The 25207-nt window shown below is 71.6% G+C and carries 28 protein-coding genes; 12 read left to right on the top strand and 16 right to left on the bottom strand.

What is annotated here, in order from left to right:
- Positions 1–147: 147 nt before the first annotated feature.
- The 12 genes from RL72_RS12260 (at position 148) to RL72_RS12200 (ending at position 14260) form a co-directional block, all read left to right on the top strand.
- Positions 148–1299 carry a class I SAM-dependent methyltransferase gene (locus RL72_RS12260; RefSeq protein WP_045251119.1) on the top strand — a complete coding sequence of 384 codons (1152 nt, stop codon included), beginning with the start codon at positions 148–150 and terminating at the stop codon, positions 1297–1299.
- A gap of 290 nt (positions 1300–1589) precedes the next feature.
- A complete protein-coding gene (locus tag RL72_RS12255; protein WP_045251118.1) occupies positions 1590–2912 on the top strand; it encodes a quaternary amine ABC transporter ATP-binding protein in 1323 nt (440 codons plus the stop codon).
- Complete coding sequence (locus tag RL72_RS12250; RefSeq protein ID WP_045251117.1) at positions 2909–3856, top strand: ABC transporter permease; 948 nt, start codon at positions 2909–2911, stop codon at positions 3854–3856. The genes RL72_RS12255 and RL72_RS12250 overlap by 4 nt, the downstream gene beginning before the upstream one ends.
- Positions 3849–4778 carry a glycine betaine ABC transporter substrate-binding protein gene (locus tag RL72_RS12245; RefSeq protein ID WP_045251116.1) on the top strand — a complete coding sequence of 310 codons (930 nt, stop codon included), beginning with the start codon at positions 3849–3851 and terminating at the stop codon, positions 4776–4778. Before RL72_RS12250 ends, RL72_RS12245 begins: the two co-directional genes overlap by 8 nt.
- 166 nt (positions 4779–4944) lie before the next feature.
- Entirely contained in the window at positions 4945–5340 is a 396-nt protein-coding gene (locus RL72_RS12240) for a DUF6153 family protein (protein ID WP_045251115.1), read from the top strand.
- A gap of 109 nt (positions 5341–5449) precedes the next feature.
- Positions 5450–6046, top strand: a complete 597-nt coding sequence (locus RL72_RS12235; protein ID WP_045251114.1) for a DUF305 domain-containing protein — start codon at positions 5450–5452, stop codon at positions 6044–6046.
- 165 nt (positions 6047–6211) lie between these two features.
- A complete protein-coding gene (locus tag RL72_RS12230; protein WP_045251113.1) occupies positions 6212–7705 on the top strand; it encodes a lipase maturation factor family protein in 1494 nt (497 codons plus the stop codon).
- Between the two features lie 86 nt (positions 7706–7791).
- Entirely contained in the window at positions 7792–9048 is a 1257-nt protein-coding gene (gene alr / locus RL72_RS12225) for an alanine racemase (RefSeq protein ID WP_082072356.1), read from the top strand.
- Entirely contained in the window at positions 8937–9965 is a 1029-nt protein-coding gene (locus tag RL72_RS12220) for a D-alanine--D-alanine ligase family protein (RefSeq protein WP_082072355.1), read from the top strand. Before alr ends, RL72_RS12220 begins: the two co-directional genes overlap by 112 nt.
- Positions 9962–12127 (top strand): CapA family protein, encoded by a 2166-nt coding sequence (locus RL72_RS19235; protein ID WP_052674366.1) that lies wholly within the window; start codon positions 9962–9964, stop codon positions 12125–12127. Before RL72_RS12220 ends, RL72_RS19235 begins: the two co-directional genes overlap by 4 nt.
- 146 nt (positions 12128–12273) lie before the next feature.
- Positions 12274–13623, top strand: coding sequence for an MFS transporter (locus RL72_RS12205; RefSeq protein ID WP_052674365.1), 1350 nt, complete (start codon positions 12274–12276; stop codon positions 13621–13623).
- 55 nt (positions 13624–13678) lie between these two features.
- Entirely contained in the window at positions 13679–14260 is a 582-nt protein-coding gene (locus RL72_RS12200; RefSeq protein ID WP_248700465.1) for a TetR/AcrR family transcriptional regulator, read from the top strand.
- Between the two features lie 166 nt (positions 14261–14426).
- Here the strand turns inward: RL72_RS12200 and RL72_RS12195 are convergent, their stop codons facing one another.
- The 16 genes from RL72_RS12195 to RL72_RS12120 all read right to left on the bottom strand — a co-directional run bounded on the left by RL72_RS12195 (position 14427) and on the right by RL72_RS12120 (position 25119).
- A complete protein-coding gene (locus RL72_RS12195; RefSeq protein WP_045251110.1) occupies positions 14427–15407 on the bottom strand; it encodes a Gfo/Idh/MocA family protein in 981 nt (326 codons plus the stop codon).
- Positions 15408–15411: 4 nt separating this feature from the next.
- Positions 15412–16260: a hypothetical protein gene (locus tag RL72_RS12190; protein WP_045251109.1), complete on the bottom strand. Its 849-nt coding sequence runs from the start codon at positions 16258–16260 to the stop codon at positions 15412–15414.
- Between the two features lie 152 nt (positions 16261–16412).
- Positions 16413–17111 carry an SGNH/GDSL hydrolase family protein gene (locus RL72_RS12185; RefSeq protein WP_045251108.1) on the bottom strand — a complete coding sequence of 233 codons (699 nt, stop codon included), beginning with the start codon at positions 17109–17111 and terminating at the stop codon, positions 16413–16415.
- A 60-nt stretch (positions 17112–17171) separates the two neighbouring features.
- On the bottom strand, positions 17172–17516 hold the full coding sequence (locus tag RL72_RS12180) for a hypothetical protein (RefSeq protein ID WP_045251107.1): 345 nt from the start codon (positions 17514–17516) through the stop codon (positions 17172–17174).
- A complete protein-coding gene (locus RL72_RS12175) occupies positions 17513–18133 on the bottom strand; it encodes an Asp23/Gls24 family envelope stress response protein (protein WP_045251106.1) in 621 nt (206 codons plus the stop codon). Before RL72_RS12175 ends, RL72_RS12180 begins: the two co-directional genes overlap by 4 nt.
- The gene (locus RL72_RS12170) at positions 18130–18705 is read right to left on the bottom strand and encodes an RNA polymerase sigma factor (RefSeq protein WP_045251105.1); all 576 of its coding nucleotides are present in this window, start codon (positions 18703–18705) and stop codon (positions 18130–18132) included. Before RL72_RS12170 ends, RL72_RS12175 begins: the two co-directional genes overlap by 4 nt.
- A gap of 111 nt (positions 18706–18816) precedes the next feature.
- On the bottom strand, positions 18817–19080 hold the full coding sequence (locus tag RL72_RS12165; protein ID WP_045251104.1) for a GlsB/YeaQ/YmgE family stress response membrane protein: 264 nt from the start codon (positions 19078–19080) through the stop codon (positions 18817–18819).
- Between the two features lie 44 nt (positions 19081–19124).
- Entirely contained in the window at positions 19125–19364 is a 240-nt protein-coding gene (locus tag RL72_RS12160) for a CsbD family protein (RefSeq protein WP_045251103.1), read from the bottom strand.
- A gap of 84 nt (positions 19365–19448) precedes the next feature.
- Positions 19449–20060, bottom strand: coding sequence for a hypothetical protein (locus RL72_RS12155; protein WP_156156793.1), 612 nt, complete (start codon positions 20058–20060; stop codon positions 19449–19451).
- Positions 20057–20623: a hypothetical protein gene (locus RL72_RS12150; RefSeq protein WP_045251101.1), complete on the bottom strand. Its 567-nt coding sequence runs from the start codon at positions 20621–20623 to the stop codon at positions 20057–20059. Before RL72_RS12150 ends, RL72_RS12155 begins: the two co-directional genes overlap by 4 nt.
- The gene (locus tag RL72_RS12145) at positions 20620–20964 is read right to left on the bottom strand and encodes a hypothetical protein (RefSeq protein WP_045251100.1); all 345 of its coding nucleotides are present in this window, start codon (positions 20962–20964) and stop codon (positions 20620–20622) included. The genes RL72_RS12150 and RL72_RS12145 overlap by 4 nt, the downstream gene beginning before the upstream one ends.
- Positions 20961–21152, bottom strand: a complete 192-nt coding sequence (locus RL72_RS12140) for a DUF2273 domain-containing protein (protein ID WP_045251099.1) — start codon at positions 21150–21152, stop codon at positions 20961–20963. Before RL72_RS12140 ends, RL72_RS12145 begins: the two co-directional genes overlap by 4 nt.
- Positions 21149–21580, bottom strand: coding sequence for an Asp23/Gls24 family envelope stress response protein (locus RL72_RS12135; RefSeq protein ID WP_045251098.1), 432 nt, complete (start codon positions 21578–21580; stop codon positions 21149–21151). Before RL72_RS12135 ends, RL72_RS12140 begins: the two co-directional genes overlap by 4 nt.
- Before the next feature lie 141 nt (positions 21581–21721).
- Positions 21722–22072, bottom strand: coding sequence for a TraR/DksA family transcriptional regulator (locus RL72_RS12130; protein ID WP_045251097.1), 351 nt, complete (start codon positions 22070–22072; stop codon positions 21722–21724).
- A gap of 117 nt (positions 22073–22189) precedes the next feature.
- On the bottom strand, positions 22190–23455 hold the full coding sequence (locus RL72_RS12125) for a hypothetical protein (RefSeq protein ID WP_045251096.1): 1266 nt from the start codon (positions 23453–23455) through the stop codon (positions 22190–22192).
- Positions 23456–23841: 386 nt separating this feature from the next.
- On the bottom strand, positions 23842–25119 hold the full coding sequence (locus RL72_RS12120; RefSeq protein ID WP_045251095.1) for an MFS transporter: 1278 nt from the start codon (positions 25117–25119) through the stop codon (positions 23842–23844).
- Between the last annotated feature and the right edge of the window lie 88 nt (positions 25120–25207).

Genomic DNA, 25207 nt, shown 5'->3' with positions numbered 1-25207 from the left:
GGGCAGTGGGGAGGACGACCTGGGTGACGGTCAACGTTGCGCTCATCGTTGACCAGTATCCTCGCCCGGGCTGTGCGCCGGGAAGGAGCCGGACCCGTGAATTTCCCCGGTTCCGGGGCGAGCGGCGACCCCGCGTACTCTGGGCGGGTGCCCGAGTTCCCGTACGCGCGCCTGCGCCGGTTCCCCGATGTCGAGGCGCCGAACCTGCAGGCCTGGGACGCGACGGACGAGCTGCTCGTCACAGCGGCGCTGGCCGAGGCTGCAGACCGCGACATCGACGGATCCGCGATCGCCGTGATCGGCGACGGGTACGGCGCCCTCACGCTGCCCCTCGTCGCCGCGGGCCTCGCCGGCGTGCGCGTGCATCAGGATCTGGTGACGGGCCGCCGTGCGCTCGCCCGCAATGCCGCCGCCCTCGACCTGACCGGTTTCGCGCCGCACGAGCTCGACGCCGAGCTGCTGCGCGGCGCGCGGCTCGTGCTCCTGCAGCTGCCGAAGGGGCTCGCCGAGCTCGAGGAGATCGCCGACGCGGTCGCCCGCTGGGCGGCGCCCGACGCGGTGCTGCTCGCCGGCGGCAGGGTGAAGCACATGACCCTCGCGCAGAACGAGGTGCTCGCACGGTTCTTCGCGCGCGTGCAGCCGCAGCGCGGGGAGCGCAAGTCGCGCCTGATCCTCGCCGCCGAGCCGCGACCGGTCGCCGCGGATCCGCCCTTCCCGGTGTCGTCGCCGCACCCGGAGTTCGGGCTCACGCTCTGCGCGTACGGCGGAGCGTTCGCCGGCGATCGCGTGGACATCGGCACGCGGGTGCTCCTGGAGGTCATGCGCGAGCGTGCGCAGGATCTCGTGGCCCTCGCCCGGCGTGACGGATTCACAGCGGTCGACCTCGGCTGCGGTACCGGCGCGCTCGCCGCATCCCTGGCCGTCGCGGCACCGCAGGCGCGGATCATCGCGACCGACCGCTCGGCCGCCGCCGTGCGCTCGGCCCGCGCCACGATGGCGGCGAACGGCGTGGCGGCCCGCGTGGACGTGACCCTCGACGACGCCGGATCCGCGATCCCGGAAGGATCGGTGGATCTGATCCTGTTGAACCCGCCGTTCCATCTGGGCGCGAGCGTGCACGAGGGCGCGGGCCGCCGGCTGATCGATGCCGCCGCGCGGATGCTCCGTCCCGGGGGCGAGGCATGGACCGTGTTCAACTCGCACCTCGATCACCGTCGGGCGCTCGCGGCGGCGGTCGGAGAGACGGTGCAGCTGACCCGCACCCCGAAGTTCACGGTGACCCGGTCGGTGCGGCGCTGACCGTTCCCGAACCGCAGGATCCGCGGTGACATACCGACGGATTTGCCTCCGGATCAGGATCTCGTTACGTTGGAATGCGGGCCTTGTGGCCCCAAGACCAGTCCGCGGCCGCGTCCTTCTTTCGACTCTGCTGTGCACGAAGAGGCGCGGGCGTACGGTCGATGATCTCTGTCGAGGATCCGAAATCCTCCTCCTGCGCCGCCTGCACGGCTTCGTCGAAGCGGCCCCGTGATCGTCACCCGGGCGTGACCGATGCAGGCCTCCCGAACCGGTGAGGCCGCGGGGGAAACGTGTCCGAAACCGCTCTGGAAGCGCGTCATCTGTTCAAGGTGTTCGGGAGGAACCCGAACCAGGCCATCCGGCGCCTCAAGGCCGGCGAAACCCGATCCGAGGTGGCCGACGCCGGCACCGCCGCCGTGATCGACGCCAGCTTCACCGTCAACCGCGGCGAGATCTTCGTCATCATGGGCCTGTCCGGATCCGGCAAGTCGACGATCATCCGCATGCTCAACGGCCTGCACGAGGCGACCGACGGCTCCGTCCTCGTCGCCGGCGACCCCATCACGGGCATCCCCGCCTCGCGTCTGCGGGAGATCCGCCGCGACCGCGTGTCGATGGTGTTCCAGCACTTCGCGCTGCTGCCGCACCGCACCGTGGCCGCGAACGTGGCCTATCCGCTCGAGCTCAAGGGCGTCGGCAAGGCCGAGCGCCTGGCCAAGGCCGAGGAGATCCTGGGCCTGGTGGGGCTCGAGGGGCAGGGCGAGAAGCTCCCCTCCGAGCTGTCCGGCGGGATGCAGCAGCGCGTCGGCATCGCCCGCGCGCTCGCCGCCGACACCGACATCCTGCTCATGGACGAGGCGTTCAGCGCGCTGGATCCGCTGATCCGCCGCGAGATGCAGGAGCAGCTGCTCGAGCTGCAGCAGAAGCTCCACAAGACCATCGTGTTCATCACGCACGACCTGAACGAGGCCATGTTCCTCGGCGACCGCATCGCCGTGATGCGCGACGGCCGCATCGTGCAGATCGGCACGCCGGAGGACATCCTCACCGACCCGGCGAACAGCTACGTCGAGCAGTTCGTGCAGGACGTCGACCGCGCCCGCGTGCTCACGGCGGCGAACGTCATGGAGCGTCCGCGTCCGGTCGTCTCGGAGAACGCCGGACCTCGCACCGCGCTCAAGCAGATGCGCGACGCGTTCATGTCGGCCACCTATGTGGTCGGGCGCGACCGCAAGCTCATCGGCATCGTCACCGACCGCGACGTGGTGAAGCTGATCCGTCGCGGTGAGAGCAGAATCACCTCCGCGCTCAAGCCCGCCGCGCAGGTGGTCGACGAGGACGAGATCCTGATGAACCTGTTCATCCCCGCCGTGGAGTCGCCGCTGCCGCTCGCCGTGGCGGACGCGGAGGGACGCCTCGTCGGCGTCATCCCGCGCATCACGCTGCTCGCGGCCCTCGGCCCGGGCGCCGGCGCCACGGGCGAGATCAACCTGCCGGTGCTGCCGCTGCCGCAGGCGGAGGTCGACGCCGTGCTCGACGACGGCTGGACGGCCCCCGCCGCCGGCTCCTCGCCGACCACGCCGGATGCGCCGACCGAGGAGGTCACCCGATGAACGTCCTTCCCCTCGGATCCTGGGTCGCCGTCGCGGTCGACTGGATCAAGGCCAACCTCGACGGCCTGCTGCACGTCATCTCGACCGTGGTCTCCTTCCTCGTCGACGGCCTGAGCTTCGTGCTGCTGATGCCGTGGTTCTACGTCGTGATCCTCATCGCCGCGCTCATCGCGTGGCTGGTGCGCTCCTGGAAGCTCGCGATCGGCACCGTGCTCTCCTTCGGGGTGATCGTCGCGATGGGCCTGTGGGTCCCCGCGATGCAGACGCTCGCGCTCGTGCTCGTCGCCGGTGTCGTCACCGTGCTGATCGCGATCCCGCTCGGGATCTGGTCCGCGCGCAACGCCACGGTGCGCGCGGTGCTCAAGCCCGTGCTCGACTTCATGCAGACGATGCCCGCCTTCGTCTACCTCATCCCCGCGATCGTGTTCTTCAGCATCGGCGTCGTGCCGGGGCTCGTCGCGACGGTGATCTTCGCCCTTCCCCCGGGCGTGCGCTTCACCGAGCTCGGCATCCGCGGAGTGGACTCCGAGACGGTCGAGGCAGGGCAGTCGTTCGGTGCGACGCCGGGCCAGATCCTCCGCGGGATCCAGCTTCCGCTCGCGATGCCGACCATCCTCGCCGGCGTCAACCAGGTGATCATGCTCGCGCTGTCGATGGCCGTCATCGCCGGAATGGCGGGGGCCGATGGGCTCGGCAAGCTCGTGGTCGAGGCGATCTCGACCGTGAACATCGCCAAGGGCGTCGAGGCAGGTCTCGGGGTCGTGCTGATCGCGGTCTTCCTCGACCGGGTCACCGCGTCGCTGGGCTCGCTCGGTCAGCAGCCGTCGTCGCTGCTCGGCGTTCTCGCGCGCCGTCGCGCCGCGCGGCGCCTGGCGGCGGTTCCCGCCGTCGCCGGCGACACCCCTGCACCGACCGTCGAAGAGAAGGAGCTGCAGAATGCGTAAGTCCAAGATCGCCGCCGTCGCGGCACTCGGCGTCGCGGCCGCCCTCGCCCTGGCCGGATGCGCGAGCGACGGCGCGGGCGGCACGCTCGAACTGGCAGGCAAGGCGCCGGCGAAGAGCTCCGGATCCGGAGACAAGGGCACGATCACGATCGGCTTCCTGCCGAGTTGGACCGACGGGCTGAGCACCGCGTACCTGCTGCAGGATCAGCTCGGCAAGCTCGGCTACGACGTGAAGATGCAGACGCTCTCCGACGCCGGTCCCCTCTACGCGGGCCTGTCCCAGGGCGACGTCGACATCTTCCCGTCGGCCTGGCCCGAGGTCACGCAGAAGGCGTACATGGACAAGTACAAGGGGTCGATCGACGATCTCGGCACGTACTACGACAACGCCCGCCTCACGATCGCGGTGCCGACCTACAGCGACATCGACTCGATCGACCAGCTCACGGGGAATGCCTCGAAGTTCGGGGGGAAGATCATCGGCATCGAGCCGGGAGCCGGTCTCACCGCGCAGACGCAGAAGATGCTGCCCGCGTACGGTCTCGACGGCGAGTACCAGCTCGTCACGTCGTCGACCGCGGCGATGCTCACGGAGCTGAAGTCGGCGACCGACAAGAAGCAGGACATCGCCGTCACGCTGTGGCGTCCGTTCTGGGCCAACAGCGCCTTCCCGGTGAAGGATCTGAAGGATCCGAAGGGCGCGATGGGCAAGCCGGAGGGCCTGCACTTCCTGGGCGCGAAGGGCTTCGCCGAGAAGCATCCCGACGCCGCGGAACTGATCTCGAAGATCACGCTCGACGATGCGCAGTACGGCTCGCTCGAGGACCTGGTAGTGAACCGGTTCGGCGAGGGCAAGGAGCCCCAGGCGATCGACGCGTGGGTCGAGAAGAACGCCGGCCAGTTCGACTGGGTGAAGAAGTAGGGCCCTTCGCTCGTGTGACGCCCGTCCCTCTGCGACGCCTGCAGGACCCCGATACGGAGGCATGACCAGATCCGCGAACGGGCCCTGCAGGCGTCGCACGATCCTGCAGCCGTCCCAGCCCGTCGCCGGCGCTCCCACCGGGCCGAGGCGGCTATGCTGTACCCCCGTGGGGTATTGGATCCGGAGCCGCGACACGTCGTCGACGTGGTCGCTGCGGATCCTGCTCCTCGTCTCCGCAGTGATCGTCGGACTGCTCGGCATGCATATGCTCGCAGGGCATGGCACGCCGGCAGCCGGGGAGCACCCCCTGCCCGGCCCGACCTGGAGTGCCGTGATCGCAGATCACGCGATCGCCGAGCCCACGCACGGCTGCGCCGATTGCGCCGAGCATGCGTCGATCGCGTCCTCCTGCGTGCTCGCGCCGATCGCTCCCGCCGCCCTTCCTGGGCCTCCTGCGGAAGACCTCCGTCCCGCGCTCGCCGTCGTCGTCGCCTCCACGGCGCCGGTCTCGGCGGATCCGCGTCCGCCGAGCATCTCCGTGCTCTGCATCAGTCGCAGATGAGTCGACGCCGGAGCGTCCCGTCATCGCCGGAAGCCGGTGGACGCCCCGGGAGAGACCACGCGCCCGCTGTCCAGCGGGGCGCGTCATCGACGACGAAAGCAGAGACACCATGACCATCCGCACTGTCCACCGCGTCCTCGCGATCGGCGCGATCGCCATCGCAGGAACCGCGCTCACCGCGTGCGCGCCGACCACCACCCACTCAGGGATGCCCGGGATGACGCACGCTGCGGGGCCGACCCCCTCGGCGACGGCGAACGACGCCGATGCGATGTTCGCGACCATGATGATCGAGCACCATCGGCAGGCGATCGAGATGAGCGATGCCCTGCTCGCCAAGACAGGCGTCGACCCCCGGGTCGTCGATCTGGCGACCAGGATCAAGGTCGCGCAGGCGCCGGAGATCACGACGATGCGCGGGTGGCTCGCCGACTGGGGCGTGCCGTCCGCAGCCCCGGGATCCATGGATCACGGGGACGGCATGATGAGCGACGCCGACATGGCCGCGCTCGACGCCGCGTCCGGCCCGGAGGCGGCGAAGCTGTTCCTCGAGCAGATGATCGCGCACCATGAGGGCGCGGTCGTGATGGCGCGCACCGAGAAGGCCGACGGCCTGGATCCCTCCGCCGTCGCGCTCGCGGTCGCGATCATCCGTGCGCAGACCGCCGAGATCGCAGAGATGAAGGGACTCCTGGCGCAGCTCTGACGACCACCGGGGCGGTCCGCTCGTCGGCGGACGCCCCTCCGGCTCGCTGGTCGCGGATCGCGCGCATTCCGCAGGGAAAGCCGCGATCTGCGACCAGCGAACGACCGGGAGCGGGCGGAAGTCAACCGGCTGTCCGGATCCGGGGGCCGCGCGTAGCCTTCCGGTATGGACGGCTTCGCGGCGGTCGACTTCGGCTTCGCGCGTGAGGTGCTCCAGCGGGGCATCGCAGCGCTCTACCTCGTCGCGTTCCTCAGCACGCTGAACCAGTTCCGTGCGCTGCTCGGCGAGCACGGCCTGCTGCCCGCGCCCGAGCTCCTCGCCTGGGCGGGGAACTCCGACCGCGCGCGCCGGCTGCTGCGCCCGACTCTCTTCCTGCGCATCCGGTACACCGACCGGCGGCTCGTGGCGCTCTGCACCGCGGGGATCGTCGTGTCGCTGTCGCTCGTGACCGGGATCCCGCAGCTCGCACCGTCCTGGGTGCCGATGGCGTGCTTCCTGCTGCTCTGGCTCGGGTACATGTCGATCTCGTCGATCGGGCAGACCTTCTACGGGTTCGGCTGGGAGATGCTGCTGCTCGAGGCCGGGTTCCTCGCCGCATTCCTCGGATCCGCCTCCGAGCCGCCGCCGACCGTCGTCATCGTGCTGTTCTGGTGGCTGGTCATCCGGCTCGAATTCGGCGCCGGCATGATCAAGATCCGCGGCGGGCACGAGTGGCGCGACCTCACCGCGCTCATGTACCACCACGAGACGCAGCCCATGCCCGGGCCGCTCAGCAGACAGGCGCATCTGCTGCCGCCGTGGTTCCACCGGCTCGAGGTGGTGGGCAACCACGCGGCCCAGCTCGGCGCCCCGTGGCTGCTGCTCGCGCCGGTCCTCGGGCTCTGGGTCCCGGGGCCCGTCCCCGCGATCATCGGGACGGTGGGCGCGGGCATCGTGATCGCGACCCAGCTGTGGCTCGTGTCCACCGGCAACTTCGCGTGGCTGAACGGGGCGACGATCGTGCTCGCGTTCTCGGCGATCGGGATGCCTTCGGGCGCTCCGCGGCACACGATCACGGCTCCGCCGTGGGTCATCGACGGGCTCTGGCTGCCCTGGCTCGTCGTCACCACCGGCGTCGGGGCGCTGTACGTCTGGCTCTCGGTCCCCGCGGTGCGCAATCTGTTCTCGCGACGACAGGCGATGAACGCCTCGTTCAACCGCTGGCAGCTCGCGAACGCCTACGGCGCGTTCGGCACGGTGACCAAGGAGAGGATCGAGATCGTCGTCGAGGGCACGATGCTCGTCGACGCGGATCCGGATCCGGTCGGAGGGCAATGGCGCGAGTACGGGTTCAAGGGCAAGCCCGGGGATCTGCATCGGGTCCCTGCGCAGTTCGCGCCGTACCATCTGCGCCTGGACTGGCTGATGTGGTTCCTGCCGCTGGGGCGCATGTACGAGGACTGGTTCGCGATGCTGCTGGTGCGGCTGCTCGAGGCGGACCCCCCGACGCTCCGGCTGCTGCGGCACGATCCGTTCGACGGCGCCCGGCCCGCGCAGGTGCGCGCCGTGGCCTATCGCTACCGGTTCGCCACCCGTGCCGAGCATCGCGAGAGCGGGCGGGTGTGGATGCGCGACCGTCGCCGCGTCGTGGTGCGGCCGCTGTCGCTGGGCGAGGACTGACGGCGCGCGGCGGGCGCGTGCGCATATCGTCCGCGTATCGATAACCGGATACGCCCGGGCAACGCCGGGCTCGGTTGACTCGTCCCATGCGATCGCCGGCTTCGGAACTCGTCGTCCATGAGGACGCGCTCCGCGAGAACACCGCGCGGTTCCATGCCCTCACCGGGGGCCGGCTGATGGCGGTCCTCAAGGCCGACGCGTTCGGGCACGGGGACATCGTCTCCTCGGTTCTCGAGTCGGGGGCGGGATCGATCGGCGTGACCAGCATCGACGAGGCGCTCGCGCTGCGCCGCGCGGGCGTCGACGCTCCGATCCTGAGCTGGCTCAACACGCCGGACGCCGACGTCGAGACGGCGCTGCGAGCGCGCATCGATCTCGCGGTCCCGAATCTCGAGCTGCTCTTCGCGATCGCCGCAGCAGCGCAGGCGACGGGGACCGTGGCCCGCCTTCACCTGCACATCGATGTCGGCACCGGTCGCGACGGCTGCCCGCCGCGCGAGTGGGCGACGCTATGCGCCCTCGCGTGGGAGCACGAGGGCACGGGTGCCGTGCGCGTCGTGGGCGTCATGGGGCACCTGTCCTGTGCCGACGACCCGCGGAGCGGCCAGAACGTGCGCGAGCGGCTGATGTTCGACAACGCGGTCCGCACCGCCCGTCGGCGCGCCCTGCGTCCGCACCTTCTGCACCTCGCCGCCACCGCGGCGACGCTCACCGGCACCGCAGCCGGATATGACCTGCATCGCATCGGCGCGGGGCTCTTCGGCATCGATCCGTCCCGCACGACCGACGACCTGCGGCCCGCCCTGACGCTGACCTCGACGGTCGTGTCGTCCCGTGAGGCGCCGGCGGGCACCGGTGTCGGATACGGCCACGACTTCGTCACCCCTTCCCGCACCTGCCTGGCGCTGCTGCCGCTCGGCTACGCCGACGGGCTCCCGCGTGCGGCGTCCGGGCGGGCGGAGGTGCTGGTGCGCGGCCGGCGGCGACCGCTCGTGGGCAGGTTCTCGATGGACATGGTCGTCGTCGACACCGGCGACGCGCTGCTGCGGCCCGGTGAGCGTGTGACGGTCTTCGGCCCCGGCCGCGACGGGGAGCCGACCGTCGCCGAGTGGGCGGCGTGGGCGCGCACGATCGAGCACGAGATCGTCACCGGCGTGGGCGCCCGCGGATCCCGCATCCGTCGAACCCTCGACGCATCCCCCCGAACCACGTCCCTGCCAGGAGAAGCACGATGCCTCAGCACACCCCCCGCCGGATCGCCGTCATCGGAGGCGGCGCGAACCCCGAGCATGCGGTCTCCCTCGCGTCCGCGGCCGGCGTCACGCGAGCCGTCCGCGCGCTGAGGCACACGGCGGTCCCGCTCACCATCGGCCGGGACGGCGCGTGGCGGGACGAGCAGGACGTCGCACTGCCCGCCGCTCGCGCGGTCGAGATCCTCACCGGCTGCGACGTCGCGTTCCCCGTCCTGCACGGCGCCCACGGCGAGGACGGCGCGATCGCGGGTCTGCTCGAGCTGTGCGGCGTCCGCTTCGCCGGATCGCCGGTCCGGGCCGGCGCCCTGGGGATGGACAAGCACGCCACGAAGCTGATCGCCGCCTCGCTGGGGATCGCGACGGCGGACGCGCGTCTCGTCGGGGCCGGATCCGACGCGGTGGGCACCGGCTTGACGCTCCCTGTCGTCGTGAAGCCCGCGGGCGGTGGATCCAGCAACGGGGTCTTCGTGGTCGCAGATCCCGGCCGTGTGGCCGACGCCGTGGAACGGGCGAGGGTGTTCGGGGATCCGGTGCTGATCGAGGAGTACGTGACCGGCCGGGAGGTCGACGTCGCCGTCTTCCGTGATCGGCACGGCGCGCTGCGCATCGGCGCCACGCTCGAGATCTCCGTGGCGCCGGGGGACGTGTTCGGGGCGACGGAGAAGTACGACGGCAGCGCCCGCTTCACGGTGCCCGCACCGATCGGCGACGCCGACGAGGCGGGCGTCCGTTCGGCGGCGACGCGCCTCTACGACGCACTCGGGTGCGCCGGGGTCGCCCGGTTCGACTTCTTCGTGACCGCCGACGGGCCGGTGCTCAACGAGGTGAACACGACACCGGGGATGACCGAGCTGTCCCAGGTGCCGCTGATGTACGCGGCGACGGGTCTCGACTACACCGGTCTGATCGCCGAGCTCCTCGACGCCGCGCACCCGCGGGTTCAGGAGGGGGAGCGCGGTGATGAGCGGCACTCCGGCGTGCCGAACGAGTCCGGATCCGCCGCGTGACCGGTGCCGGGACGACGCCCAGGCCCCGGTTGGCCTGGGCGGACACCGCCAAGGGTCTGCTGATCGTCCTCGTCGTGTTCTGGCACGTCGTGATGAAGAGCTACCTCACGATCGACTGGAGGCTGGGGATCCCCCTCCCCGGAGTGTGGGGGCTCGTCTCCGACATCGCGTACCCGGTGCGGATGCCCCTGTTCTTCCTCATCTCCGGGTGCTTCGCCGCGAACGCCGTCGTCCGGCCGTGGGCTGCGGTCTGGCGCAGCAGAGTCGTGCGCTTCCTGTATCTGTACCTGCTCTGGACGCTCATCCACACGGCGACGATGCAGGCGTTCCCCGACTTCCCGACCCTGGTCCCGAGATCCGTCGCGGAGTTCGTCGAGGCGATCACGATCAGCCCGCCGAACGCCTGGTACCTCTACGCACTCGCGCTGTACTTCCTCGTCGCGAAGGCGCTGCGGCGCCTGCCGGCCTGGATGCCCCTGGCGGCCGCCGCCGCGCTGACGACCGCCGTGGGGGCGGGGCTCATCGACGTCGTGAGCAATCGCGGATCGCTGCTCGCCAACCTGCTCTACTTCCTCATCGGCACCACGTTCTCGCGGCGGATCATCGGTCTCGCGGCCCGCCCGCGTCCTCTGCTCGCGACCGCGTCCGCGGCGCTCTACCTCGGCGCCTTCGCGGTGGTGCGGGCGACCGGGACGGACCGGGTCCCCGGGGTGTGGCCGGCGGTGGCCCTCGTCGGCGTCGGGGCGGGGATCGCCGTGGCCCCGCTGCTGGCGGCGGTGCCCCGGCTCGGTCGAGGTCTGGCGCGGCTCGGCTCGCGCACGCTGCAGATCTACGTGATCCACATGCCGGTCCTCGCGCTCGCCGACTCCCTCGTCGCGCAGCCGGTGTCGGACGCCGGCCGGCCGGTGCAGCTGGCGGCGGCCGTGCTGCTGCCCGTCGTCCTCACGGCGGCGGTCATCGCCGCCAGCGTCGCCGTCGGTGCGCTGATCACCAGGGACAGGCTGTCATGGCTCTTCGACCTGCCCGCGCTGCGCCTCGCCCGGGGATCCCGTTCCCCGCGACGCCCCCCGCAGCCGCACGCCCGGCCTCGCATCCCGTGGCGCACACCCGCGGCGGTGCTGGGGCTCGTGGCCGTCGGCATCGTCGCGACCGGGGCATCGGCACTGCCCGCGCCTCCGGCCACGATCCCGCAGCAGTCCGCACACCGCGCCGGCGAGGTGAGCATCGGGGCGACCGGAGACATCCTGCTCTACGACGCGAGCCGCTCGGTGCCCTCCGACGGCGGGGCCGGCCATTTCGACCGCGTGCGCCCGTGGTTCACGGAGGACATCGTGACCGGCAACCTCGAACAGGCGATCTCGCCCGACACGGGGCACGACAAGTGCGGGAAGGATCCGGACTGCCTCGCCTTCCGCAGCGATCCCGGCTCGGTCGCCGGCCTCCGCGGCTTCGACATCCTCAACCTCGCGAACAACCACAGCCGGGACTTCGGGCAGACCGGCTACGACGACACCCGGGCGACGCTCGCCGCGGCCGGGATCCGCGCCGTCGGCGGGCGCGACGAGATCGTCTACTCGCGGATCGGAGCGGTCACCGTGGCGATGATCGGCTTCGCACCCTATGAGGACTTCACTCGCGTCACCGACCTCCGGCACGTGCGCGCCGTCGTCCGCGCTGCGGCCGCGCGGGCCGACGTCGTGGTCGTGCAGGCGCACATGGGGGCCGAGGGGCCGAACGCCGACGCGGTCACTCCGGGCACCGAGTCGATGTACGGCGAGGACCGGGGGGATCCGATCGCCTTCTCCCACGCGGCCGTCGACGCCGGCGCCGACCTCGTCCTGGGTCACGGCCCCCACGTGCTCCGCGGGATGGAGTGGTACCGCGGCCGCCTCATCGCCTACAGCCTCGGCAACTTCGGCGGCGGGGGCGTGTTCGGCAAGGATCCGGCGACGCGGTACGGCGCGTACCTCTCGATCCGGCTGCGCGCGGACGGGACCGTGATCTCGGGGCAGGTGCACTCGGTCCGGTTCGACTACGCCGACGGCATCCCGATGCCCGACCCCGCCGGCGGCGCGGCGCAGCTCGTCGACCAGCGCGGGCGCCGCGACTTCGGGGGGAAGGCGGTGAAGCTCGACCCGGACGGCACGATCGCCGTGCCCTAGGTGCTTCCGCGACGGCCCTGCTCCCGACCTGAAATCTTCTTGCGACGGAAACCGTAAAAGGATAGGTTTTCACGCACGAGGGCCGGAGCCCCTGGCGGCGCAGTGTGGCGTCCGCTCTCCTCCTCGACCGGCCAAAGGAGGCAGGTATGAGTTCTGTCAGCGGTTCCGCTGCAGGCAATCCGTCCGGGATGACGGCCGCGAGCCGGACGCTCGGTGCGCACGAACACCATTGGTTCACGGAGCCGACCGAGCCGGCGAAGAAGAGCTTCGTCTTCTGGCTGATCCTCGCGCAGTTCATCTTCTTCGTGGCGCTCCTCGGGCCCGCGATCGTCGGAATCGGGCTGAAGATCCTCGACCTCCAGCACATCGGCGCCGTGGAGAACACGGGTGCCGGACTGAACTCTGCTCAGGCGATCCTCGGCGGCGTCGGGGCCCTGTTCGCCACGCTCGCCAACGTCGTGTTCGGTCGGGTCTCCGACCGCACGACCAGCCGCTGGGGTCGACGCCGGATCTGGATCGTGCTCGGCACGATCATCATGACCATCGGGTTCGTGGTCATGGCGACGGGGACGAGCCTCCTGATCGCGACCGTCGGCTGGGCCATCGCACAGCTCGGCGCGAACATGACGCTCGCGCCCTTCGTCGCGACCCTTGCCGATCAGGTGCCGAAGTTCCAGCGGGGCAAGATCACCGCGGCGCTGGGCATCGCACAGAACGCCGGCATCGTGGGCGGTGTCTACGTCGCCGGATGGTTCTCGTTCAACCTCTTCATCGTGTTCGTGATCCCCTCGATCCTGGCGATCGGCGCGATGATCGTGTTCGCATTCGTGCTGCCGGACAAGGTCCTTCCGGTGAAGCCCCCGAGGATGACCTTCGGCGAGATCATCCAGACCATCTGGGTCAGCCCCGTCAAAGAGCCCGACTTCGCCCTCGCCTGGTGGTCGCGGTTCCTGATCACGTTCGCCTCCTTCGGCTTCACCGCCTTCCGCTTCGGCTACCTGATCAACCACCTCAAGGTTCCGGAGAAGGAGATCGGGCTCCTGATCGCGAACACGACCCTCGTGTATACAGGAGCCCTGATCGTCACCGCGTGGCTCGCGGGCATGCTCTCCGACAGGATCGGGAAGCGCAAGGTCTTCGTCTGGGTCGCCACGGCACTCTTCGCCGTCGGCACCTTCGCGCTGATCTTCGTCCAGGACGTCCCGTCTTATTACATCCTGGAGCTGTTCCTCGGGGCTGCGTACGGCATCTACGTCGGGGTGGATCTCGCGCTCGTCATCGACGTGCTCCCCAACCCGGACGACTCGGGCAAGGACCTGGGTGTGCTCAACATCGCGAACGCACTGCCGCAGACGCTTGCGCCGACGATCGGAGGCTTCGTGCTGCTCGCCACGGGCGGCGCAAACGGGTCGAACTACGCCGCCTGGTTCACGGTCTGCGCGATCGCGGGATTGATCGGCGCGCTCGTGATCTTCCCGATCAAGAAGGTCCGGTGACGCGGGGGACGGGCTGGCCGTGGCCGGCCCGTCCCGAGCACGTAGTGTGGCAGTCGTGAAGCGAGGCCCGTACGCCAAGGGGACGGCCAAGCGCGAGGAGATCCTCTCCGTCGCGCTCGAGGTCGTGGCGGCGAAGGGGTGCCGGAAGGCGTCGAACCGCGAGATCGCCGAGCGTGTCGGCCTCACCCAGGCCGGGCTCATGCACCACTTCGCGTCGCGCGAAGAGCTGTACCAGGAGGTGCTGCGCGCGCGCGACATCCGTGATCACGAGATGTTCTTCGCGCCGGATCCGACCATCGAGGGATTCCTCGCCGTCATCGCCCACAACGCCGAGGTGCCAGGGTTGGTGCGGCTGTACGTCGAGTTCTCCGCCGAGGCGAGCATCCCCGAGCATCCCGCGCACGCGTTCTTCCTGGAGCGGTACGCATGGCTGCGCGATGGACTCTCCGGGGTCATCCTGCGTGCGCAGGACGCGGGCGTCATCGGCCCCGCGGTCGACGTCTCCGCCGCGGTCGACCTGATCGTGGCCGCCGCAGACGGCCTGCAGCTGCAATGGCTCAATGACCACACGGTCGACATGGTGGCGCGCCTGCGCCGCCTCTGGGACGGGCTCGTTGCGGTCTCGCACGCCGCCTGACCGCATCCGTCCCGACCGCGACCCCGCGTTTCCCTCCTCTGCCCGTCGTTCCCTCCCCTGGTGGGCGCCCCTCAGGGGAGGGAACAACGCTGCGGGGAGGGAGACGCGGACGTGGATCCGGATCTGCGGGGGCTGCGGGGAGGGAGACGCGGACGTGGATACGGCGCTAGGCGGGGACCGCGGCGCCGGCGGCGATCGAAGCGTAGGCCGCCTCCACGACGGCCACGGCCGCGACACCGTCGGCCGGGGTCACCCGTGCGGGGCGCCCCGTGCGGAGCGCGTCGGCGAAGTCGGCGATCTGCGCGCGGTAGGGGTGGTCGTCGGTCGGCGGCGGGAGGTAGCCGACCTCGCCGGAGCGGGACGCGCCGGCGTCGGCGTCGGTCGTCTCTGCGCTGTCGTGCGCGAGCGTGCCGTCGGAGCCGACCGCCTCGATCGTGGTGCGGAACGGCGCCTCCTCGCCCAGCCAGCCGCCGTCGATCCGCGTCGTGACGCCGTTCGCGTGCGTGAGCTCGACCGTCGCGGTCACCGGTGCCGCCAGCCGTCCGTCGACGCTCGGCGGATCCTGTCGTGCCGAGACCGAGACCGCGGGCCCCGCGAGCCACAGCGCCTGGTCGATGTCGTGGACGAGCAGGTCGCGGATGAGCCCGCCGCCGGCGTGCTCGTCGTAGAACCAGGTCGAGGAGGGACCCGCGCCGGATCTGCTCAGCCGCAGGGAGCGCAGCGCACCGATCCCACCGGCCGCGAGCTGCTGCTGGATCCGCCGGTACGCGGCGAAGTAGCGCACCACGTGGGCGGGGAACAGCCGCACTCCGGCGGCCTCCGCGGCGTCGGTCATGCGCCGCGCGTCTGCGGCGCTCACCGCGAGCGGCTTCTCGCACACGACGTGCCTCCCCTGGGCGATCGCACGCCGTGCGAACTCGGGATGCGTCGGGGTGGGGGCGAGAATCCCCACGACGTCGACCCGGTCGATCAGCCCGTCGGCGTCGTCGGCGATCTCCACGCCGAACCGCGCGGCGAGCGCTTCGGGCCGGGTGCGCGAGAACAGGATGCACTCCGCGCCGAGCGCCTGCCAGGCATCGAGGTGCGCCGCGGCGATCCCGCCGGCGCCGAGGAGTCCGACCCGCAGCGGCGCGTCCTGTCCCGCCACCGGCTCAGGACTCCGGATGCGGCAGCGGCGCGGCCTGCCGCTGCGGCTCGGCCGAGGCGAGCGGATCCCGCATCGGGATCGGCTGGGGCTCGGCCTGCTCCGCGGGTGCGGACGCGGCCGCGGGACGCGACTCGAGCTGCAGCGCGACCTTCTTCTCCAGGTTCTCCACAGCGGCGTCGGAGAGGTCGATGAGACCGTCGAGCTCCTCGCGCACCCGGCGGTAGGCGGTCTGTCGCTCGGCGGGGGTCGCGGACTGGTCGACCGCCACCTTCAGCAGGTGCTGCGCGCGTTCCAGGCGTTTGCGCTCGTCGTCCGTGAAGGTCGAGTCGCGCAGGCGCCGGGCGTCCTTCTCCGCGATCTCGAACGCCACCGCATAGGCGCCGACCGCGTCGAGGTACTCCGACACCTGCTGCTCGGTCACCGACGCGTCCGCCGATGTCGGCCGCAGCGCGTCCGCGGTCTTCTTGGCCCGCAGGAATGCCGCGGTCAGGGGCTGACGGCCGTCGCTCATCGCGGGGAAGGCGATCATCTTGGCGACATCGAGCTCGTAGTCCAGCCAGCGCGCGGTGATCGCGTCGTGCTCGGCGAACAGCCGCCCGAGCAGCTCCTTGGCCGAGTTCTCCTGCTGTCGCGCGGCCTGGCGCGGCGAGACCGGGGGAGCGATCTGGCCACGGGCGGCCAGCTGTGCGGCCTTGATCTCGCTCTTGAGACGCAGGGTCTCCAGCTTCTGCTTGTGCCGCTGGCGCGACAGCGCCTGCCACCGTCCGGCCATGGCGCCGCCCACACCCATGAGGGGGAAGATGATCCACCAGTGGTCGCCGAACCAGCCGAAGATCTGCTGCAGGGAGTCCATGATGCCCCTCAGCCTATGCCGCCGGAGTCCCCGACGTCATCGGCGAGGGCGCAGATCTCAGCGCTCTCCTCAGGATCCACGCCGTCCAGGATCCGTCGCGGTGCCGACGCGGCCCAGGATCCACGCGGTCCGAGATCCACGCTGTGCGCGGGCTACGGGTCCAGCCGGCCGGCCGCGACGTCGGCGCGGAGCTGCGGGAGCACGCGAGACCCGGATGGATCCAGTCCCAGCACGGTCGCCACCTCCAGGGCGATCGCCGCGTGCCCGGTGGCATTGGGGTGGAACGGGTCGTTCATGAGCCCCCAGGGCACGCCGCCGTTCCCGAGGTCGGCGAAGCGCGTGAAGATGTCGACGAGGACGGTCTGCTCGGCCACGGCGACGTCGCGCACCGCCTGCGCGAACTGCGCGATCCGGCTGCGCTCCGGTGCGTTCGGCACGTCCACCGCGGGCTGCGTGAGCAGCACGGGGGTCGCGTCGAGCGCGCGCACCCGGTGCACGAAGTCCGTCAGCGACGCCGCGAACTCGGCGGGCTGGACGGCCGGCGAACCGCCGTCCTCCACGCAGTCGTTCGTGCCGATCATGAGCGTCACGACCTGCGGGCGCCAGGTGGCGACCCGGCGGTCGAAGTCGTCCAGGATCTGCGTGATCCGCCACCCGCTGATCGCCGTGTCCAGGACGGCGTCGTGCACGCGGCCGAGCTCGCCGCGGATGATCTCGTGCAGATGCTCCGCGTACGTGCGGGCGCCCTGCGTATGGACCGTGCCGTGGGTGATCGAGTCGCCGGTGAGCACCCAGGTGAGGGGTGCGTCGGCGGCGAGGGCGCGGGCGAGGTCGTCGGCGTCGGCGGTCATGGGTCCATTGTGGCGGCTCCGTGCCGACGGCGATGACCGCACCACCGCCGGCGCAGTCCGTCAGGCCGTGGTCGTGGCGGCGTGCTCCGGCGGGGCGACGTCGAGGTGCGCCACGGTGAGACGGATCCGCACCGGGACCGAGGCGGCGCGGCGGATGATCCGCTGTGCCGCCCGCGCGGTCTCGCCGGCGGGCCGGGCGTCGTCGAGACCGAGCGCGACCTCGACCTGCGCGACCTCGCCCGGGCGCACCACGACGCGCGCGGCGTCGTCCGCGCCCCGCAGCTTCGCGGCGACCTCGCGCAGCCGTCCTCCGCCCGATGCCGTATAGACGGCGCTGATCCCGGGCTCCGCGAGCAGATCCTGCTCGATCCGCGCCGCCAGCTCGGCGGCCTCTGCCTCGGTCATCGCGCACTCCCTCCGCCGCTCGGAAGATCCCTCACATCGTGCACCACGATGTCGATCCCGGTGAGATTCAGCTCGGTGTGGGTGCGCAGGCGCTCGCCGATCTCGTCGCGCAGACGCTCCGCGAGTCGGGAGATCGGCAGCCCGTAGGGGACGCTGGCCTCGACCTCGATCCGCACGGGAGCGCCGGGAGTGGCGACCTCGCCGTCCAGGCGGCACCGGCCGATGAGCACCCCGGGGACGCCGTCGCCCGCGGCGCGGATGAGGCCGCGGACCGCGCCCTCGGTGATCCCGAGATCGTCGTCCGGCTCTGCGACCGGGAACGGGATGCGGCGTCCCGCACGCGCGTCCCGGGCGATGCCGTCGAGGATCGAGCGGACCCAGTTGTCGTCGGGCTGCGGCTCCCCTGCCGTGTCCTGGTCGAGCAGCGCCGGTCCGAGCCGCCGCAGCCGCTCGAGGGCGTCGAGCGCGATCCTGCAGCCCGGCGAGGCGTCGATCGACGGGTCGGCGGGCTGCCGGCCGGCGTCGAGGTAGTCCGACAGCTCGTCCATGGTGTGGCCGTCGAGGTCTTCGGGCTCGAAGCCGAGGGCGTTCGCGCCCGTGCTGTCGTCGCGTGTCATCGCCACTCCTCCATTCGCACGATGATGTGCTTTCGGGCGCGCGCCAGCAGGCCGCGCACCGTGCTCACCGGCTGGTCCAGCTGCTCCGCGATCTCGTCGTACGAGCAGCCGCCGAGCTCCCGCAGCACCCACGATTCGCGCTGCGGGCCGGGCAGCTCGTCCAGGGCGTCGGCGAGCGCGGTCAGCTCGGCGCGGTGCTCGGCGCGACGCGCCGGCCCGTCGTCGGGGCGGGCGCTGAGGTCGATGCCGTCCACGGCGTCCAGGTCGAAGTGCGGGCGGGTCGCGCGCACCTCGTCGATCGCCTTCCTGCTCACGATCCGCATGAGCCAGCCGCGCACGCGGCCCGGGTCGTCGAGCTCCGGCAGGCGCTGCCAGGCCGTGACGAGGCTCTCCTGCACGATGTCGTCCAGGTTCGCCGTGCCGCTGAGGATGCGGCGGGCGTACGCGCGCAGGAGCGGCGTGTAGCGGCGCACGAGCACGGCGAAGGCGTCCACATCCCCATCCGCCGCGCGTCCCGCGAGGGTGCGGTCGTCGGCGGTCTCGAGGGCCGGTCCGTCATCTAGGCCGGTCATCGATCACTCTCCCTTCGAGGCGGCGGTTCTGACGCGCCTGCGGGGCCGGTGCCGGAGCACCGACCCCGAGGCGGCTCACCGGGACGAACCCGGCGAGCGCGGCGCGACCCGTCAGGCCTTGCGCCGTCCGACGATGAGGCCGTAGATCAGCAGGACGACCAGCGAACCCCCGATGGCCAGCAGCCACGTCGTGAGACTGAAGAAGGACTCGAGGCCGACATGGAAGATCAGGCCGCCGAGCCATCCGCCCAGCAGCGCGCCGACAACGCCGAGCAGCAGGGTCACGAACCAGCCGCCGCCCTGCTTCCCGGGCAGGATCAGCTTGGCGATCGCCCCGGCGATGAGGCCGAGGAGGAGGAATCCGAGGAATCCCATGGGTTGCTTCCTTTCGTCTGCTCCGGCGTGCACCGGAGCGGGTTTCACTTCTTGAAGAGACGTCCTGCCTTGTCGGCCAGGTCCTCCGCGGCGTCCTTGACCTTCTCCGCGGCGTCCGCGACGGTCTCGGTGACGTCGGCGACGACTTCCTTCAGCCGTCCCTCCGCGTGATTCTCGCGGCCCTGTTCGGCGATCCGGTCGTTCCCGGTGGCGTCGCCGACCTTCTCCTGCGCCGCTCCCAGGATCTGCTGACCCTTCGCTTCCGCCTTGTCCTTGAGGCTCATGCTCGTTCCTTTCTGTCATCCGGCGCCGACCAGGCGCCGGTCGTCGTTCCCGCGATGCGCACCCCGCGATGCGATCGCGTCGCTTCAGCGCACCTTCGCCCCGGACCGGAGGCGATCGAGACCTCCGCGATCGGCCAGGTGCAGCACCATCGGGCTCTGACTTCCGCTGAGCGCGTCCCAGTCCGCGGCCGTGCGCTGCACCTCGGAGACCAGTGCGGCCAGATCCGCCCCGGCGCGCGGCACGACGGCGACGCGCAACGCCGTCCGCCTGGCCACCCGGTACGCTCGAGTGCGCGAGGAGAGCACGTCGGTGCGCGACCGCAGCGGATCCGCGAGCACCGCGTCGGCGACCGACTCGTCGACCGCCGTGCGTCCGGCGGTGTCCTCGAACGTCGCCACGGTGCGCGTGCGGCGGCGGCGCCGCGTGCCGAGGAACGCGATGAGGATCACCGCGACCCCGGCGCCGAGGGCGCCCAGCGCCACCGCGCCGCCGTCCACGACCGTCCCCGTCGCCGGGATCCGCCATGACGGGGCGACGCGGGCGAGACCGTCGATCGCGTGACGGACGGGCTCCCACCACGATGAGACGAGGAGCGGCGGGAGCAGAGGCTGCGCGGCCAGCAGCGCGGCGGCCAGAGCGAGCGCTCCGGCGAGCAGCAGCACCACCCGATTCAGGATCCGGGATCTCGTCCTCATGCCAGCACCCCCTTCGACGATACGATCACGACGGGCTGGAGCGGGAAGCCGAGCCGTTCCAGCGCCCGCTCCGCGGCACCCGCCGCCGCGCGCTCGTCGACGGGGACGCCGCTGATCGGCTGGATCCGCACGCGTGCGCGCCGTGCCGTCACGGTGACCGAGACCTGCGACGGCGCCAGTGCGCACCGCTCCGCCACCGCGTGGGCGGCGGCGTCGGCGAGCAGTCCGTCGTCGACCACCAGCTCCACCCTTCCCGCGGTGCGTCCGTGACGGGCGCGATGCCCCGGGAGGACCGCCAGCGCCAGAAGGATCAGCCCGACGACGGCCGCCGCCAGCGCCACGGTCGCCCGTACGGCCGGCTCCTCCCATGCCGACCGCACGAACGCGACCGTGTCGCCGGCGGCTGCCCCCGCCCGCGTGTCCCCCGCGGTCCACAGGCACAGCGCGGTCGCCCCGACGACCGCCGCCAGCAGCACCACCGCGACCACGACCGCGGGAGCCGTGCGCGAGGCGCGGAGCTCACGGTGCAGGAGACGTCGTCCTGCATGTCGCTGCTCGTTCACCGCACCCTCCTCCCCTCGACGCGGCGGAACCCCGAGTAGCGGAGATCCACGCCGTCCACCCTTCGCCCTGCCAGATCCGCCATGCCGGCCGTCAGGGCCGCCCGCAGCTCGGCCCCCTGTTCGGCGAGCGTGCGCTCGGGCGCGTGCCCCTGCACCAGCGGCAGGCTCACCGCGGCGTGCAGGCTGCCCCGCGCGTCCTCCCACCGCACCACGACCTCGCGCGCAGACGCCCCCGATGCGTCTGCGACGAGGCCCGTGGCGAGGCGCCGCAGCGCCTGCGCGGTGAGCGTCGTGCGTCCGCGCTGCGCGGACCCGGCGTCCGTCGCAGCCTCGGCGCTCATGACGACGTGCGCCGCCCGCGCAGCGCCTGGGCGAGCCCGCGCAGGTCGATCTCGCCCTTCACGACCCGGGCGACACCCAGGCCGGCGAGCATCGCCAGACCCACGAACAGGAAGGCCCAGAAGCCGAAGGCGACCCAGGTCAGCGCCAGCACCGCACCGACGGCGGCACCGATGGTGCTCGCACTCACTGGACTCGCGCCTCCTGGGCGTCGTCACCCTCGTCGTCGGACGGGATGTGCACGTCGTTGACGGTGACGTTGACCTCGGTCACCTCGAGGCCGACGAGCTTCTCCATCGCCGTGTACACCGCTGCGCGGACGGCGGAGGCGAGATCCTGCAGCGAGACCGGATACTCGGCGACGAGCGTCACATCGACCGCGACCTGTCGTTCGCCGACCTCGACGCCGATGCCCTGAGCGAGGTCGGTGGAGTTCAGCGCGTCGCGGATCGCGCCGACGACCCGAGCGGCACCGCCGCCGAGCGCGTGCACCCCCGGAACCTCGCGCGCCGCGATGCCGGCGATCTTCGCGACGACCGCGTCCTCGATCGTGGTCTTGCCGGACTGGGTCCCCGTCGCCTGAGCGGTCTGCTTGCCGGTGGTGATGTCGTTGGCCATGTGCTCTTCCCCTTCATGCTGCGCACCTCCGTGCGCATCCCCTCCGTCGGCGCCGCTTTTGCGACGTCATCTCTTTGACGCGCCGACGCACGGATTCGTCACAAAAAGTTCCCGAGGGGCTGGAGCCGGCGGCAGGGCGGGTCAGCGACCGAGCCTCTCCGCACAGGCGACGCAGTGCTCGGCGAACGGGCGCACCTCGAGGCGCCTCGCAGGGATGGGGCGCCCGCACGATGCGCAGACGCCATAGGTGCCCGCGTCCACGCGCGCCAGCGCGTCGTCGACCTGCTGCAGCTTGGCGGCGGCCGCGTCGGCGAGCCCGGCGAGGCGCGACCACTCGGACGAGAGCGTCACGCCTTCCGGGTCGTGCTCGTCGTCGTCGTGGGATCCCTCCCGGTCGTGCAGCAGCGCGCGGAGCGCCTCGTCGGCCGTCGCGACCTGCGCCTGGGCCTCGGAGCGGAGCTCTTGCAGGCGGTCGCGGGCGTCGGCGGTCATGCGGCTCACTCTAGGCCTGCCGCGGACCGCCGGCGCCGTCCCCCGGCGCCGGACCGACGGGCCGACGGCGCCGGCGCCCGACCCGCCGGCGCCCGCGCCGCCATTCCCGGTGTCGCCTCAGCAGACGAGTCTGTGCGTGTAGGTCGCGATCGGGTCTGTGCCGCCGTAGAGGTGCACGACCGCGCTCGTCACGCCCGTGTCGAGGACGATCGGCGCGTTGGCTCCCGCGTTGTAGTAGACCAGCCGGCCGTCGGGCGCGAGATACGTCGCGTGTCCGACGACGACGGAGTCCGCGGGGACGCCCGTCGCGGTCTGATACGTGCCGTTGGTGACGCTGTAGACCGCGGGGATGCCGGTGGTCACATAGGTCACATACGGATCCGTGCCGCCGTAGAGCGCCGTCGTCGCGCTGGACACTCCGGAGCTGACCACGATCGCGGTGCCGGTGGCTGCCCGGTAGTAGTAGAGCAGCCCGTCGGGGGCGAGGAAGGTGGAGTGGCCGACGGCGGTGGTGCCCGCGGGGACGCCGGTCGCGGTGACGTAGCTTCCCGTCGTGGCGTTGTACGCCCTCGCCACGCCGCCCGCCACGAAGGTCAGCACCGGCTGTGTGCCGTTGAAGAGCGACACCTTCGCGCTCGACACGCCGGAGGCGACCAGCACGGAGGAGTTGGTCGCCGAGTTGAAGTAGTAGAGGTCTCCGTTGGCAGCCAGGAACGTCGCGTGCCCGACCGCGGTGGATCCGTTCGGCACGCCTGCCGCAGTGATCGTGACGCCGGTCGCCACGTCCTGCACTCGGGCGACCCCGCCCGACACGTACGTGGAGTAGGACTGCGTTCCGCCGATGAGGACGGTCGTACCGCTGGTGACGTTCGTCGCGAGCGGGATCGCCTGCCCTGCGACGGTGTTGAAGTACACGAGGCTGCCGTCGGGGTTGAGGAAGGTTCCGTGGCCGACGGCGACCGAGCCGAGGGGGATCCCGGTCGCCGGCGGGTTCCCGGTCGACACGACGTCGTAGATCTTCGCGCCGACCTGAGCCGTGACGGTCACCGGCGCGTTCGCGTTCGCGCCGGTCATCGATGCGCCCATCGACACCGCGGAGGTCGTGTTGGGGGATGCGGTGATCGCGGGCAGGACCACCTTGCCGTTCGGATCCGTGGTGAAGCTGCGGGGGCCCGTGAACCCGTCCTTCCAGGCGAGTCCGCTCGGCAGGACGACGGAGACCGTCGTGTTCGCCGCCGGCGACGTGCCGTTCGTCGTCGCCGCAAGGGTCACGTCGTTCAGATCGCCGCACCCGCCCACGGAGTAGGGGCCGTTGACGAATCGCAGGGTGGGGGAGCCCACAGACGCGGCGGCCAGTGGCGTCGCCGCGGTGGCCGCCGTCACGGGGACGCTCCACGCGACGCCGCGAACGATCGTGCGTCGGCTGATCGGTCCCGCCGAGGTCGCCGGGCGGGCGCTTTCGATGGTCTCCGGTGCTTGCCGCGATTCAGCCGTCCGCCTGTGCAACATCTTGGTAGGTCTCCTTCGTCTCACGCTCTGGTCTTCCGTTCACGGCGCGGGCGGCAGACACGATAATCGCGTCCCGACCTCCGCATCCTGCCCTCATGTCGGCAGAGCGCGACCCCACTCCCGCGTCCGCGGGTACCGGACACAGAACAGACTGTCCGAGCGACACGGAGCGAGCGACGGTTTCCGGGGTGAAATGGGGGTGAAAGCAGAGCACCGCGCCCCTTCGACGGGGCGAGGGTGCCGCTAGGCGTGCGGTCCGCTCACCGGGCTTGCGTGCGTCGCCGGCGGATGTCCGACGCGAGCGCGATGACGATCCAGCCCGACGGAATGAGGGCGAGCAGCAGGAAGAGAGCGGAGTAGTCCGGAGTGCCCGCGATCGCGATCACCGCGCCCAGGACGAGCGACGGACCGATGAGCTGGCCGATGCCGGTGACGGCGCTGTACACGCCGAGCCTCCAACCGGCCCGCTCCGATGTCGTGAGAGCCAACGCCGCGGTGAAGAGCAGGGTCGTGCTGATCCCGATCGCGATTCCGCTGAGAAGGCCGGAGAGCATCAGCGGCGCGAGGGAAGCCGTCATCGCCCGGAGGATCAATCCACACACCAGCAGCGTCCCCGCGAGGGACAGGAGAGGCAGCGTGCGCCGCAGCACGCGGGGGAAGACCATCATGACGATGGACGCTCCGACGAGACCGACGAGCGCGACCGCCAGCACGAGCGCTCCCGCTCGCACCGCCTGGTCCCACTCGAGACCGAGCCGCGCGACGACGTCCAGCGGGTGATAGGTCAGGTATGCGGACAAGGCGACCTGAGCGCTGAAGCCGAGCGCGAGCACCGACCCCCAGGACATCCGTGGGGTCGCCGTGCGGGCACCGTCACGCGCGGGCGGGGTCGTCGGCGCGCGAGACGCGCCGGCTGCGGGCAGGGAGGGTCGCCGCAGGGCGATCGCCGCCACCGCCACCGCGCACAGCGCGAGGCAGATCGACGTGATCCACGCCGATCCGGGCAGGAGGATCAGCAACCCGAGGGGGACGAGCAGCCCCACGGATGAGATCGCGATCATGATCACCGCGCTGCGTTCTCGGCGCACGGCCGGCACGTGCGTCAGCAGAGCCCGCGACACGGCGATCGCTCCCGACAGGCCTGCCTGTGCCAGCCCCCAGCCGGCCGCGAGCTCGCCTCCGGCGCGGGCGAAGCTCATCCAGGCGAGCGCGAGGACGCCCAGCACGGTCCCGCCGAGGAGAACCCACCAGCGGCTGCGCGCGGACCGCCGTCCCCGGTCGGCGGCCCACCCGGCGAGCAGCGAGCCCGCGATCCCGCTGCCGGAGCCGACGGCGATGCTGAGCGCGGTCCAGCCGGCAGCGCTGTCGGGTCCGCCGATCTCCGACGCCCGTCGCGCGATCGCCACGGTCGCCGGGGGAACGAGGGCGGCGAGCAGGAAGAACTTCGCGAGGTTCGCCTTCAGGCCGAGCATCCGTGTCTCGTCCGGCGCTGCGTCCTGGCGATCGTCGAGCAGCGGTTCCCCCGCGACGTGCTGCATGACGACCTCTCGTTCGGAGTGTCCGCCACAGTCCTGGGCGGCACGATCTGGGGCATCGGCTCGGGCGAGCAACGAGCTGCGTCCGCTG

This window comes from Microbacterium azadirachtae (assembly GCF_000956545.1).
GTDB lineage: Bacteria > Actinomycetota > Actinomycetes > Actinomycetales > Microbacteriaceae > Microbacterium > Microbacterium azadirachtae.
The sequence above is the reverse complement of the archived record's forward strand: the minus strand, read 5'-3'. Positions and strand labels throughout refer to the sequence as shown.